Origin of the sequence: Streptomyces sp. SCL15-4, from assembly GCF_033366695.1 — a bacterium.
Taxonomy (GTDB): Bacteria; Actinomycetota; Actinomycetes; order Streptomycetales; family Streptomycetaceae; genus Streptomyces.
The window spans coordinates 4,023,005-4,035,530 of sequence record NZ_JAOBTQ010000001.1 but is presented as its reverse complement, the minus strand read 5'-3'; the positions used below and the strand labels follow the sequence as shown (position 1 = coordinate 4,035,530).

The 12,526-nt window shown below is 69.2% G+C and carries 13 protein-coding genes, 1 tRNA gene and 1 pseudogene; 7 read left to right on the top strand and 8 right to left on the bottom strand.

Going from position 1 to position 12,526, the window contains the following annotated elements:
- Positions 1-2 precede the first annotated feature (2 nt).
- From SCK26_RS17595 to SCK26_RS17575, 5 genes are all read right to left on the bottom strand, one after another.
- Complete coding sequence (locus SCK26_RS17595; protein ID WP_412080757.1) at positions 3-1,385, bottom strand: UDP-N-acetylmuramoyl-tripeptide--D-alanyl-D-alanine ligase; 1,383 nt, start codon at positions 1,383-1,385, stop codon at positions 3-5.
- Positions 1,386-1,592: 207 nt separating this feature from the next.
- Complete coding sequence (locus SCK26_RS17590) at positions 1,593-1,811, bottom strand: hypothetical protein (RefSeq protein WP_318202253.1); 219 nt, start codon at positions 1,809-1,811, stop codon at positions 1,593-1,595.
- Positions 1,812-1,824: 13 nt separating this feature from the next.
- Positions 1,825-2,241: a hypothetical protein gene (locus SCK26_RS17585; protein WP_318202252.1), complete on the bottom strand. Its 417-nt coding sequence runs from the start codon at positions 2,239-2,241 to the stop codon at positions 1,825-1,827.
- Entirely contained in the window at positions 2,241-2,477 is a 237-nt protein-coding gene (locus tag SCK26_RS17580; protein ID WP_318202251.1) for a hypothetical protein, read from the bottom strand. The genes SCK26_RS17585 and SCK26_RS17580 overlap by 1 nt, the downstream gene beginning before the upstream one ends.
- A gap of 35 nt (positions 2,478-2,512) precedes the next feature.
- Positions 2,513-2,653 carry a hypothetical protein gene (locus SCK26_RS17575; protein WP_318202250.1) on the bottom strand — a complete coding sequence of 47 codons (141 nt, stop codon included), beginning with the start codon at positions 2,651-2,653 and terminating at the stop codon, positions 2,513-2,515.
- 119 nt (positions 2,654-2,772) lie between these two features.
- Between SCK26_RS17575 and SCK26_RS17570 the strand changes: the two genes are divergently transcribed.
- The 3 genes from SCK26_RS17570 to SCK26_RS17560 are packed head-to-tail and all read left to right on the top strand — an operon-like array spanning position 2,773 to position 5,268.
- Positions 2,773-3,816 carry a hypothetical protein gene (locus tag SCK26_RS17570; RefSeq protein WP_318202249.1) on the top strand — a complete coding sequence of 348 codons (1,044 nt, stop codon included), beginning with the start codon at positions 2,773-2,775 and terminating at the stop codon, positions 3,814-3,816.
- Positions 3,813-4,502, top strand: a complete 690-nt coding sequence (locus SCK26_RS17565; protein WP_318202248.1) for a YdcF family protein — start codon at positions 3,813-3,815, stop codon at positions 4,500-4,502. The genes SCK26_RS17570 and SCK26_RS17565 overlap by 4 nt, the downstream gene beginning before the upstream one ends.
- A complete protein-coding gene (locus SCK26_RS17560; RefSeq protein WP_318202247.1) occupies positions 4,444-5,268 on the top strand; it encodes a WbqC family protein in 825 nt (274 codons plus the stop codon). The genes SCK26_RS17565 and SCK26_RS17560 overlap by 59 nt, the downstream gene beginning before the upstream one ends.
- 356 nt (positions 5,269-5,624) lie before the next feature.
- On the opposite strand, the gene SCK26_RS17555 is transcribed toward SCK26_RS17560, so the two are convergent.
- Positions 5,625-5,698 (bottom strand) — tRNA-Gly (locus tag SCK26_RS17555).
- Positions 5,699-6,203: 505 nt separating this feature from the next.
- Between SCK26_RS17555 and dcd the strand changes: the two genes are divergently transcribed.
- A complete protein-coding gene (gene dcd / locus SCK26_RS17550) occupies positions 6,204-6,779 on the top strand; it encodes a dCTP deaminase (protein ID WP_318202246.1) in 576 nt (191 codons plus the stop codon).
- 13 nt (positions 6,780-6,792) lie between these two features.
- A complete protein-coding gene (locus SCK26_RS17545; protein ID WP_318202245.1) occupies positions 6,793-7,296 on the top strand; it encodes a phosphoribosyltransferase in 504 nt (167 codons plus the stop codon).
- Positions 7,297-7,361: 65 nt separating this feature from the next.
- On the opposite strand, the pseudogene SCK26_RS17540 reads toward SCK26_RS17545, so the two are convergent.
- A pseudogene (locus SCK26_RS17540) lies at positions 7,362-8,347 on the bottom strand (YIP1 family protein).
- A 167-nt stretch (positions 8,348-8,514) separates the two neighbouring features.
- Between SCK26_RS17540 and SCK26_RS17535 the strand changes: the two are divergent.
- Positions 8,515-8,853 carry an antibiotic biosynthesis monooxygenase family protein gene (locus tag SCK26_RS17535; protein ID WP_318202244.1) on the top strand — a complete coding sequence of 113 codons (339 nt, stop codon included), beginning with the start codon at positions 8,515-8,517 and terminating at the stop codon, positions 8,851-8,853.
- Between the two features lie 103 nt (positions 8,854-8,956).
- Here SCK26_RS17535 and SCK26_RS17530 read toward each other — a convergent pair whose 3' ends face one another.
- Complete coding sequence (locus SCK26_RS17530) at positions 8,957-11,239, bottom strand: (Fe-S)-binding protein (RefSeq protein ID WP_318202243.1); 2,283 nt, start codon at positions 11,237-11,239, stop codon at positions 8,957-8,959.
- Between the two features lie 200 nt (positions 11,240-11,439).
- Here SCK26_RS17530 and SCK26_RS17525 point away from each other — a divergent pair, with 200 nt between their 5' ends.
- Positions 11,440-12,465: an MraY family glycosyltransferase gene (locus tag SCK26_RS17525; protein ID WP_318202242.1), complete on the top strand. Its 1,026-nt coding sequence runs from the start codon at positions 11,440-11,442 to the stop codon at positions 12,463-12,465.
- Positions 12,466-12,526 lie beyond the last annotated feature (61 nt).

Sequence of the window (12,526 nt, the reverse complement as noted above, 5' to 3'; positions counted from 1 at the left end):
GGTCAGGGGTTCGGTTGCAGCAGCGCGTCGGCGAGCTGCTGCAGCTGGACCCCGCGACTCGCCTTGACCAGGACGACGTCCCCGGCGCGGAGGATCCTGTGGAGCAGTTCGAGGGCAGCGTCCTGGTCGGGCAGGTGCACGGCCCTTCCGTCGACCCCGCCGGCACCCTGCTGCATCCATCCGGCTTCGTCCCCTCCCACCAGGATGATGTGATCGAGCCCCAGTCCGGCCGCGTACCGGCCGATCTCCTCGTGTGCGCTGCGGGCGTCGTCGCCCAGCTCGTTCATCCGGCCGAGTACGGCGACGGAACGCTGGTCCTGGCCGCGGGTCATGGCTGCCAGGGCGTCCAGAGAGTGGCGCATCGAGTGCGGGTTGGCGTTGTAGGCGTCATTGATGATCGTGACGCCGTCCGGCCTGGTGGTGGTCTCCATCCGCCAGCGGGAGCGGGGCAGGGCTTCGGACAGGCGGGCGGCGATCCTCTCCACGTCGAGGCCGGCTTCCCGGGCGACGGCGGCGGCAGCGAGGCTGTTGTGGACCTGGACGTCGCCGACGAACTGGAGCCGTACGCCGGCTCGTCCTTCCGGGGTGACGAGGGTGTAGGAGGCGCGGCCCTGCCCGTCGATCTTGATGCCGGTGGCGCGGATGGTCGCCTCCGCTGCGAGGCCGTAGGTGACGACGCGGGCCTGGGTGCGGTTGCGCATCACGTCCACGAAGTCGTCGTCGGCATTGAGAACGGCGAGCCCGCCCGGCTGGACCGCTTCCACGATCTCCCCCTTGGCCTCCGCGATGTTCTCGCGGCCCCCGAACTCGCCGACATGAGCGGTACCGACGTTGGTGACGACGCTGATGCCCGGCGGTGCGATCCGGGTGAGGTCGCGGATGTCGCCGATGTGGCGTGCGCCCATCTCCAGCACGAGGTAGTCGGTGTGCCTGTCGGCCATGGTGATGGTCAGCGGGAGGCCGATCTCGTTGTTGAAGGACTGCGGAGTGGATACGACGTTGCCCGGCAGCACTTGAGCGATCAGGTCCTTCGTGCTGGTCTTGCCGGCCGAGCCGGTGATGGCCACCACCTTTGCCGCGGCGAGCCCGTCGTGCAGCAGGAAGTGCCCGAGTCGGCCGAGCGCCCGCAGGACGTCGTCCACGACGATCGCGGGGACACCGACCGGCCGGGTGACGAGCGCGGCGGTGGCCCCCTTGTTGATGGCGGCCTCGGCGTAGGCATGGCCGTCGGTGTGCTCTCCCTCAAGGGCGAGGAACAGTGACCCGGTGGTGGCCTCACGTGAGTCGAACACCGCGGGCTGGGTGACCTGGGCTTCGGGATCGAGGACGTCGGCGAGGCGACCACCGACGACGTTGGCGATCCTGTTCAGAGGCATGGGTTGCAACGTGTTCTCCCTGCTCAGGTGGTGGATTGTGACGCTACCGGGCGGGCGGTAGCGGTCGGTGTAACGCCGCGATGGACGCGGCGGCGCGGAACGAAGCGAGATACCTCGGCCGCCGAAGGAGTCCCTGAAGCGACCCGTCGGCGGCGCGTGCTTCGGAGGTGCGGCTGGGTTTGCCTGCCGAAGCGCGCCAGTGCGAGTGTCCGGCTATCAGGGCCTCCACCACGCCCGCCACGGCCGAGTGATGATCTCCCGGTAGGTGTGGTGTGAGGGATTACGGCCACCGTGCTCGAACACCCAGCGCTGCGGTTCGGCGAAGTCGGTACTGGTCGGAGAGCTCTCGTCGCAGACCCCGCACTGCATCGCGTAGGTGATGGACGCGGCGTCCGGCTCCCGGTCGGGCTGGAGGGTCCACTCCTTGTGGCACACGACGCTCGGGGACTCACCGGTACACCTTCCTCACGGCCGCGCTGACGTACGGGTGCCGCAGCGCGGCCCGGAGGGCGTCGGCATCGGTGAGGGTGTCGTCGTAGGGCAGCTCGTACCAGCCGCCGAACCAGTCGTCGATCTGTTCCAGGCTGGGCGCGACGAGCCACGTGTCGCTGGAGAGATGCCGTACCGGCAGACCCTCCCAGGTGTCGGCGGTGCCGGTTCCGATCGCGTAGTAGAGGCGATCGTTGGGGCCGTCGTACAGCACCGGTCCGATCTTCACCCCGCTGGTCCGCAGGTGTGCCAGGGCCGGCAGCCCGATGTCTGCCGGGGTACGCAGCACGTCCCAGCCATCGCCGACCCGCAGCAGTCGCAGGGCGGGCACGTCGGCGACCATGGGAGCGCGCCTCAGGGCGTCGCGTACGGACATCAGGCGCCTCCTGGGTGATGATGCGGCTTTGCGTGTCCGGAACGCGTCGGGAACGCCGACATCCCGGTGGAGCGGATCACGATCAGGCGGGTGCCCTTCTCCGCTATCTGCCGCATCCGTTCGGGGACGAGCCGCTTCGGGCCGAGGTGGCTGAGGGCCGGGACCACGGCGCTGTAGGTGTCGGGCAGTTCGAGCGCGTCCAGCAAGCCGACGAAGGCGGGGGAGTGGACGGCCATTGCCGCTTGGCGGTCTGTGAAGACGCCGCACAGTGTCAGTTCGTGCTGTCGGCAGTATTCGGCGAGGCAGTCGACGAGAGCGGCGTGGCGGGCCGGGCCGCCGCCGCGTAGCGCAGGTAGCCGAAGACCTTTGGGAAGGCGACGGGGCGTTGTTCCGTGATGACTTCGTCGTCCATGGTTACAGCGTCGGCTTCCGCGAACGGCCACGAAATGACCTGCTGTTGCACTTCCGTTGCACTTTGCGCCCCTTGCGGTCACAGAGAGTGCTTCCATACATGACGGAGGGAGGTCATCCGTGGTCAGTGTGCAGCAGTGGACCGGCCGGGAAGCGAGTGCCCTGCGCGCCGCGCTGCGCATGAGCACGCGCGCCTTCGCCGAGCATCTAGGTGTCGCGCTGCGTACGGTCGCAAAGTGGGAGAGCCTCGGAACGGAGACCCAGCCCCGACCGGACACGCAGGCCATTCTGGACACCGCGCTCGCCCGTGCGGACGCCGCCGCCCAGGCCCGGTTCGAGAACTTCCTCTATCCCGACCGCAAGAGCACGCGGCCGGCGGACTACGAGACGTGGACCGAGGACATCGAGCGCGCCGTCGTCTGCATCAGCCGCCAGAACTTCCCCTTCGCCACGACCCTCTTGAACCGTTGGCTGGGACGCCTTGACCCACACCAGCTCGATCACAAGGGCCTCTACTTCTACGGCCGTTCCCTCGTGCTGCTGGGTGATGTGCAGCGCGACCAGGGAGCGATCCTCGGCCCGCTGTCCGCCCGGCACTCCTACCTGACCGCCCGAGGAATGTTCACGGAGCTGGGTATCCCGCGCCGCGTCGCCCAGATCGAGCTTTCGCTCGCGGTCGTCCAGGAGATGTCGGGCCGGCTTCAGCCCTCCGCCCGCCAGTACGAAGTCCTCGCCGATGACGAGCGTCTCAGCCTCCGCGACCGGGCCAGGGCCCGGCTCTGGGTGGGTACGGCCCTCAGCAAGGACGGCGACAACGAGTACGCGACCCGGGTCATGACGGCCGCGACCCGCGCCTTCGAGGACCTGGGCGAGCCGGAGGACTGGTCGGTCGCCCACCAGAAGCTGGCCTTGGCCCACCGCGGAGCCGGTGACTTGACCCAGGCCCTGCACCACATCGACATCGCACGCACCACCGGCACGGTCGACTCCCCGATGCAGCGCGTACGGCTGGACACCGCCTACGGGCACATCCTTCTGTCCGACGCGGCGACCCGGAATGATGGGCTGTCCGTCCTCGATCAGGCGGCGCAGGTGGCCCGGCAGTACGGGCTGAGCCACCAGTTGCGCAGCATCGAGGGCATCCGGAAGGGCCAGCAGGGATGAGCCAGGGAGTGCCAGTGCCGCAGCACGAGCAGCGCCAGATCACCGACGAGCAGTTCCACGACGCGACGCTGATCTGGGACTACCACCAGATGGGCCACGAACAGCGGCCCTGCTCGGCGGCGATCGGCCTGGGAAGCCATGATCTCGGAGTGGCGACCACGGCCGCCGATCTCTACCGCGCCGGCCTGTTCCCGGTCCTGGTCTTCAGCGGTGGCAACAGCCCCACGACCCGTGCCCGCTTCCCACGCGGCGAAGCCGTCCACTACCGCGAGCACGCGCTGAACCTGGGCGTGCCGGACGAGGCGATCCTGGTCGAGCCGAAGGCCGCGAACACCGGGCAGAACATCACCTTCTCGCGGGAGCTGCTGGCCGAGGCCGGCATTGCGGTCGAGTCGCTGCTGCTGATCTCCAAGCCGTACATGGAACGGCGTGCGTACGCCACCTGCCGCAAGCTCTGGCCCGAGGTGGAGGTCGTGTGCGCTTCCGAGCCGCTGGAGCTGGACGACTACATCAAGTCCATCGGTGACGAGAAGCTGGTCGTGGACATGCTTGTCGGCGATCTGCAACGGGTGATCGAGTACCCGAAGCTCGGCTTCGCCGTCGAGCAGGAGGTACCGGGGGATGTGTATGACGCCTACGAACGCCTCCTCGGCGCCGGCTTCGACAGCCGCCTCATCAGTACCTGAACTGCTGGGTGTCGGCGCGTCGGGCGGGCGCTGCGCGATCCACCAGCCGAACTTGTTCCCCCGGCTGGCCACGCTGGCGAAGCTCTTCGCCGCCGACCGGTGGATCGTTCTCGACGACGTACAGTTCGCCCGCCGCGACTACCAGCACCGCGCCCGTCTCGCCGCCCTGGACGACCCCGCTCGGCAGCAGTGGCTCTCGCTGCCGACGCACCTGCCCCGCGGGCGGCCGACGCTGATCAGCGAGGCCCGGCTCGTGGATCGGCACCGTTCCCGCCGGTCGATCGAACTTCTTGTGCGCCAGTACTACCGCCGCAGCCGCCACTGGCCTGTCGTGCGTGATGTCCTCGGTGCGGTACTGGACAGCATCGATACGACCGACCGGGTGGCCGGCATCGCCCAGGTATCCACGGTCGCCCTATTGACCGCCCTCGAATGGAACGGCGAAGTACTCGTCAGCAGCGGGATACCGTGCCGCCAAGGCCGCTCCGAGCGCCTCGCCGACCTCGCGGCCGCCACCGGCAGCACCCACTACGTGTGCGGCACCGGCGGCATGCGCTACCTCGATCACGCGCCCTTCGATGCCCACGGCATCCCCGTCGTTCCGTTCCGCACCCCTGTAGACACGGATGATCCCCTCTGGCAGACGGCGCGGCACGCCAGCAGCTTGTGGGCTCTGAGCACTCTGGGGCCTCGGGCGCTGGCGAGTCTGTTGGCTGACCAGGTAGGTCCAGGGGCGGGTAGGGCAGCGATGCCGACGGCTCGGTAGAGGGAGAGTCGCGCCGCACTGGTCTGAAGGTGCCGTGACGAGCTTGAGCTGCTGGATGGAGTGCGTCCAACAGGGTCGGGAGGTGCCCCTGGCGGGCTCAGCAGTTCGCGCTGTAGCGGACGCATCCGGGTGGTGGGGCATGGCTGCGGTCCCAGTCGTGCTGCGTGGCCATGGCGCGGATCACGCGAAATCGATCTCGCGATCCGAGACGATCCGGGGTTGCGCGGCCCGCAACTGCCGCGCAAGGCCCCTCGACCCGCCCGCTTGCCTCGACTTAGGGCACGCGAAGGGCACGCCACCCTCGAATTGGACTAGACAACAAACAAACCCCAGGCCGCTGACCTGGGGTTTTTCTCTGGAGCGGGTGACGAGAATCGAACTCGCGCTCTCAGCTTGGGAAGCTGATGTTCTACCATTAAACTACACCCGCGTATGTACGGACATGGAGTTCCGAGAAGTCCTTGTCCGGACGCTCGCTCACTCTACATCATCGCGGAAGTCTGGTGGTCCGGGCTCCAGGGGCGCAGGTGGGATCCGGCTGTGGGTGGTGGTGAGTTGGGGCGTACCGTGGGGGCCGGAGTGCCGCCTAGAGAGTCGTCTCTTTGATCCCGTAATGTGGCTTTTGGCGTCCGGGCAGAACGCCGGACGCGGCTCTTGGGGAAGGGACTTGAGGGACTTGATGGAACGCACCGTCGTCCGCTGCGCGGACGGGCACGTCTTCAGCACCGCTTCGTTCCCGATGCAGCAGGCCGGTCGGCTCGGCCCCGGCCGGCTCGTGCGGTGTCCGCGGTGCGCCCGGCTGCGGAGCGCGGTGCCTGTCGTCCTGGAGCGGCGGTAGGCGGCAAAGCGGTACCGGCAGTAGCCGGAGCGTGACAGGGAGCGCGCGGTGCCGTCGTGATTGCGATGGTTCCGCGCGCCTTGCGTATCCTCGCTACGTGCTTCTCTCAGACAAGGACATCCGGGCCGAGATCGACGCCGGGCGGGTACGGATCGATCCCTATGACGAATCCATGGTCCAGCCGTCGAGCATCGACGTGCGGCTGGACCGTTACTTCCGGGTGTTCGAGAACCACCGCTACCCGCACATCGACCCCTCCGTCGAGCAGGCGGACCTGACGCGGCTGGTGGAGCCCGAGGGCGACGAGCCGTTCATCCTGCATCCCGGGGAGTTCGTGCTGGCGTCCACCTACGAGGTCATCACGCTTCCCGACGACCTCGCCTCGCGGCTCGAGGGGAAGAGTTCGCTCGGGCGGCTCGGGCTGGTCACGCACTCCACCGCCGGGTTCATCGACCCCGGCTTCAGCGGGCACGTCACCCTCGAGCTGTCCAACCTCGCCACGCTCCCCATCAAGCTGTGGCCGGGCATGAAGATCGGGCAGCTGTGCATGTTCCGGCTGACCTCGCCCGCCGAGTCCCCGTACGGCAGTGAGCGCTACGGCTCGCGGTACCAGGGGCAGCGCGGGCCGACCGCCTCGCGGTCCTTCCTCAATTTCCATCGGACCCAGGTGTGAGGGCCAGTACAGCATGAGCAGCGCAGAAGTGCGGGAGAACCTGACCTACGACCTGTTCGGGTCCGCGATCCGGGAGCTGGCGCAGACCATCGCCGACGACGGGTACGAGCCGGACATCGTGCTGAGCATCGCCCGCGGCGGTGTCTTCGTCGCCGGCGGGCTCGCCTACGCCCTCGACTGCAAGAACATCCACCTGGTCAACGTGGAGTTCTACACCGGTGTGGGCACCACCCTCGAGATGCCGGTCATGCTCGCCCCGGTTCCCAACGTGATCGACTTCTCCGACAAGAAGGTGCTGATCACCGACGACGTGGCCGACACCGGCAAGACGCTGAAGCTCGTCCGCGACTTCTGCCTGGACACCGTCGCCGAGGTGCGCTCCGCGGTGGTCTACGAGAAGTCCCACTCCCTCGTGAAGTGCGAGTACGTGTGGAAGCGGACCGACGACTGGATCAACTTCCCGTGGAGCGTCGAGCCGCCGGTCGTGAAGCGGGCCGGACAGGTCCTCGACGCCTGAGCCCGGTACGCACGCGAAAGGGCCCCCGGCACGGCAGCCGGGGGCCCTTTCGCGTGCGCGCACGCTCAGAACGTGCCGAGCTTCACGATCGACAGCAGCGCGATCAGCTGGATCGCCGAGGCGCCCAGCGCCCTCGGCCAGGGCAGGTCGTGGGAGCGGGAGACCATCAGGGTCAGCAGGGCGCGGCGGCGATCCAGGTGACCCAGCCGAGGATCTGGACGAAGCCGGCGTCGCCGCCGAAGAACATGGCGACGATCAGCCGGGGCGCGTCGGTGAGGGCCGTGATCAGCATGGACAGGCCCACCGTGGGCTGCCAGGCGCCGTCGCCGCCGAGCTGGCGGGCCAGGGTGTGGGTGACCGCGCCGAGGACGAACAGGCCCAGCACCATCACGACCGCCGTCACCAGCACGATCGGCACCGCGTTGGACAGCGTCGCGCTGATCGCGTCGTGGCGGGCGCCGTCGAAGCCGAAGACGGCGAGCAGGCCGTAGAGGAAGGTCACGATGAGGGCGGGGATCCACATCGTGTAGTCCCGCATGCGCAGGAAGGTGTCGTTCGGGGCGAGGACGATGCCCTTCAGCAGTTCCTTCCAGTGCAGGGGCGGGCCGATCGGGGCGGCCGGAGCGGGGGCCGAGCCGGCCTGGTAGGTCGCCCCCTGGGTGTAGCTCGCGGCCTCGTCGACGGAGAACGCCTGGGTGTGGCCCGGCTGGTCGGCCGCGTAGGGGTCGTGCCCGCCGTGCCCGCCGTGCCCGCCGTGGCCGCCACCCGCTCGGCCGCCGTCGCCGAAGTACTCGGGGCCGTCGTCCGCGGGGCCCGGGTAGCCGTAGGACTGTCCCTGGTGCGGGTACGGCGGCTGCGGCGCCGACGGGTAGCCGTACGAGGGGCCCGCCGGTCCCGACGGGCCCGGGCGGCCGTACGGCGGCTGCCCGTACGACGGTCCCCCGGGCTGCGCGGGGCCGTGCCCGCGGCCGTGCGACGGTCCCTGGGGCGCCTGCTGTCCTTGAGGGGTACGGTCGTTCCGGTCCCCGCGTCCGATCCTGAATCCAGCCACGTCATCGAACGTACCTGGTCCGGGCGGACCGCGTGACGGGGCCTGTGGCCCTGGCCCGGCTTTGCGGCCGACCTGTGACATCCCCTAAGGGACCGCCCGGCGCCGTACCCCGAATTCCCTCGGGGTTCCGCGCCGTTCGGCGGGGCCTCATGGTCCAGGATGGGTCCATGAGCGTAGTGAAGATCAACGTGCTGACCGTTCCCGCCGAGCAGCGGGAGGTGCTGGAGAAGCGGTTCGCCTCGCGGGCCCACGCGGTGGAGAACTCCGACGGCTTCGAGTGGTTCGAGCTGCTGCGGCCCGTCGAGGGCACCGACCAGTACCTCGTCTACACCCGCTGGCGGGACGAGGAGTCCTTCCAGGCCTGGATGGAGGGGCCGATGAAGGCCGCGCACCAAGGCGGCGGCGAGGGCGGCGGAGAAGGCGGCGAGCGCCCGAAGCCCGCGGCCTCCGGCTCGACCCTGTGGTCCTTCGACGTGGTCCAGCAGGCCGGCCCCAAGAGCGCCTGAGCCGCACCGTGTAGCGGAGACCGCCAAAGCCCGGCCCCTGACACACGACGGCGCCCCCTGCCTGTGCGAAGCAGGGGGCGCCGTACGCGCGCGGGGAGCGGGGTTACTTCACCGGCTCCGGCTCCGGCGCGCTCTCGGTCTCCGCCTCGCCCGCCGGGTCGGCCGGCGTCCTGACGGAGTCGAGCAGCAGCTGCGCGACGTCCACGACCTGGACGGACTCCTTGGCCTTGCCGTCGTTCTTCTTGCCGTTCACCGAGTCGGTGAGCATGACCAGGCAGAACGGGCAGGCGGTGGAGACGATGTCGGGGTTGAGGGAGAGGGCCTCGTCGACGCGCTCGTTGTTGATGCGCTTGCCGATCCGCTCCTCCATCCACATCCGCGCGCCGCCGGCGCCGCAGCAGAAGCCGCGCTCCTTGTGGCGGTGCATCTCCTCGTTCCTGAGACCCGGGACCTTGCCGATGATCTCGCGCGGAGGCGTGTAGATCTTGTTGTGGCGGCCCAGGTAGCAGGGGTCGTGGTAGGTGATGATGCCCTCGACCGGGGTGACGGGGACCAGCTTGCCCTCGTCCACCAGGTGCTGGAGCAACTGGGTGTGGTGGATGACCTCGTAGTCGCCGCCGAGCTGCGGGTACTCGTTGCCGATCGTGTTCAGGCAGTGCGGGCAGGTCGCGACGATCTTCTTCGCCGCCTTCGGCTTCTTCGACTCCGGCGTGACCTTGCCCTCGTCGTCCAGCTCCTCGCCGAACGCCGTGTTCAGGGCCATGACGTTCTCCATGCCGAGCTGCTGGAACAGCGGCTCGTTGCCCAGGCGGCGGGCGGAGTCACCGGTGCACTTCTCGTCGCCGCCCATGATCGCGAACTTCACGCCCGCGATGTGCAGCAGCTCGGCGAAGGCCTTGGTGGTCTTCTTCGCGCGGTCCTCCAGCGCGCCGGCGCAGCCGACCCAGTACAGGTACTCGACCTCGGTGAGGTCCTCGATGTCCTTGCCGACGACCGGGACCTCGAAGTCGACCTCCTTGGTCCACTCCAGGCGCTGCTTCTTCGCCAGGCCCCAGGGGTTGCCCTTCTTCTCCAGGTTCTTGAGCATCGTGCCCGCCTCGGACGGGAAGGCGCTCTCGATCATCACCTGGTAGCGGCGCATGTCCACGATGTGGTCGACGTGCTCGATGTCCACCGGGCACTGCTCGACGCAGGCGCCGCAGGTGGTGCAGGACCACAGCACGTCCGGGTCGATGACGCCGTTCTCCTCGACGGTGCCGATCAGCGGGCGCTCGGCCTCGGCCAGGGCGGCGGCGGGGACATCCTTCAGCTGCTCCTCGGACGCCTTCTCCTCGCCCTCCATGGTCTTGCCGCCGCCCGCGAGCAGGTACGGCGCCTTGGCGTGCGCGTGGTCCCGCAGCGACATGATCAGCAGCTTGGGGGAGAGCGGCTTGCCGGTGTTCCAGGCGGGGCACTGCGACTGGCAGCGGCCGCACTCGGTGCAGGTGGAGAAGTCCAGCAGGCCCTTCCAGGAGAACTGCTCGACCTGGGAGACGCCGAAGACGTCGTCCTCGCCCGGGTCCTCGAAGTCGATCGGCTTGCCGGCCGAGGTCATCGGCTGGAGCGCGCCGAGCGCGGTGGAGCCGTCGGCGTTGCGCTTGAACCAGATGTTCGGGAAGGCCAGGAAGCGGTGCCAGGCCACGCCCATGTCGGTCTTCAGGGAGACCGTGATCATCCAGATGAAGCTGGTCGCGATCTTCAGGCCGGCGAAGAAGTAGGTGAGGTTCTGGAGCGTGGAGAGGTCCATGTCCCGCAGCCAGGCGACGACCGGGTACGAGATGAAGAACGAGGCCTCGTAGCCGTCGACGTGGTGCTGGGCGCCTTCGAGGGCGTGCAGCATGAAGATGCAGACGCCGACGATGAGGATGACGGCCTCGACGAAGTACGCCTGGCCGAAGTTGGAGCCGGCGAAGCGGGACTTGCGGCCCGGGTCGCGCGGATGGCTCAGCTGGCGGACCGCGATCAGGACGAGGATGCCGACGACGGTCATCGTGCCGATGAACTCGACGTAGACGTTGTACGGGGCCCAGTCGCCGAGGACGGGCAGGATCCACTCCGCCTTGAACAGCTGCCCGAACGCGTTGACGATCGTCAGCAGCAGCGTGAAGAAGCCGACGGCCACGAACCAGTGCGCCACGCCGACGATGCCCCAGCGGTTCATGCGGGTGTGGCCGAGGAACTCCCGGACCACGGTCATGGTGCGCTGTGCGGGATCGTCGGTCCGCGTACCGGCCGGTACCGGCTGGCCCAGCCGCATGTGGTTGTAGATCTGGAGGAGGGCGCGGCCGAACAGTGCCACGCCGACCACGATCAGGACCAGCGACACGATGATCGCGGCGAGTTGCATTGGGGCTCCTGAAGCGGCCTCGGTCGGAACGAGCTGTCTGGGCTGACGGACATTACTAAGCGGTAACTTATGTAGTCCGTCTGAGACTACCCCTATCTTCCGTCGGGATGCAGCAGAGCGCGGGGTGATCTGGATCGCCGCCAGGCAATCGGATCGTGTTATTCGTACCGAATTGATACTTTCGCCCCTACCTTAGAGCCGTGCTCTACGGGATCACCGCCGCTACCGCCGCCCTCCTCCTGACCGCCGTGCTCGCCGCGGCGCTCCGGGCGCCCGCCCTGCGGGCCGGGATCCTCGACCGGCGCCGGCAGCGTCCCCTCCCGCTGCTCGGCGGGCTCGCCGTCGTGGTCGTCACCTGCCTGGTCGCCGGGGTGGGGCAGTGGAGCCGGGTGGCCCCGCTCGGAGAGGGCGTCGGGGACCTGCTGACGGCCGCCGCCGTGATCGCGGCCCTGGGCCTGGTGGCCGACGTGTGGCGGCTGCGCGCCCGGGTGCTCGTCGCCGGTACGGCCGTGGCGGCGGTCTGGGTGGTGCCCTACGACGACACGGGTCTGCCGGGCGGGGTGCTGGCCGTCGGCTGGATCGTGCTCACCACCCTCGCCTTCCGGGGGCTGGACCACGCCGACGGGCTGGCCGGGACGGTCGGCGTGATCACCGCCTTCGGGGTGGGCGCCTGCGCCGCCGCCGAGGTGATGGACGGCCTCGCGGTGCTGCTGAGCGTGGTCGCCGCCGCCCTCACCGGCTTCCTGATGCACAACTGGCACCCGGCGCGGGTCGGCCTCGGGGCCTGCGGCTCGCTGTTCACCGGGTTCGTGCTGTCCTCCGCCGTCGTCTTCACGCGCGCGGGGTACGCGCTCGGGCCGAGCGCGGCCGTGGTGTTCTGCCTGGGCGCCGTCGCCGTCGCCGACGCCCTGCTGGTCGTCCTCGCCCGGTCCGTCGCCCGGCGTCCGCTGCTGCGGCGCGGCCCGGACCACCTCGCGCACCGGCTGCGCCGGACCGGGCTCACCCCGCAGGGTTCGGTCGTGCTGCTCGGGGCCGCCTCGTTCTCCTCGGTGCTGGTGGGGGTACTGGTGCACGCGGGGTGGACCGGGAAGGAGGCCGCGCTCTGGGTGGCCGGCGCGGTCGTCGTCGCCGTGGTCGTCCTCGTACTCCTTCGGGTGCCTGTCCCGCAGCCGCGGCGGACGGAATCCACGCAGGTCAGCGGGCACTTGCGTGTAAGGAGCGGATAAGAGTTGAGCCTGCTTGACTCAGGTCTGTTGACCCCGCCGTCCTCCTCGTGCACACACTTGA

What these genes read in the sequence shown, in the direction of transcription:
- SCK26_RS17585 (WP_318202252.1), bottom strand. Translation starts at nt 2,241, where the DNA reads ATGTCCGTACGCGACGCCCTGAGGCGCGCTCCCATGGTCGCCGACGTG.
- SCK26_RS17580 (WP_318202251.1), bottom strand. Translation starts at nt 2,477, where the DNA reads ATGGCCGTCCACTCCCCCGCCTTCGTCGGCTTGCTGGACGCGCTCGAA.
- SCK26_RS17575 (WP_318202250.1), bottom strand. Translation starts at nt 2,653, where the DNA reads ATGGACGACGAAGTCATCACGGAACAACGCCCCGTCGCCTTCCCAAAG.
- SCK26_RS17565 (WP_318202248.1), top strand. Translation starts at nt 3,813, where the DNA reads ATGAGCCAGGGAGTGCCAGTGCCGCAGCACGAGCAGCGCCAGATCACC.
- SCK26_RS17560 (WP_318202247.1), top strand. Translation starts at nt 4,444, where the DNA reads ATGACGCCTACGAACGCCTCCTCGGCGCCGGCTTCGACAGCCGCCTCA.
- SCK26_RS17545 (WP_318202245.1), top strand. Translation starts at nt 6,793, where the DNA reads ATGAGCAGCGCAGAAGTGCGGGAGAACCTGACCTACGACCTGTTCGGG.
- SCK26_RS17535 (WP_318202244.1), top strand. Translation starts at nt 8,515, where the DNA reads ATGAGCGTAGTGAAGATCAACGTGCTGACCGTTCCCGCCGAGCAGCGG.
- SCK26_RS17530 (WP_318202243.1), bottom strand. Translation starts at nt 11,239, where the DNA reads ATGCAACTCGCCGCGATCATCGTGTCGCTGGTCCTGATCGTGGTCGGC.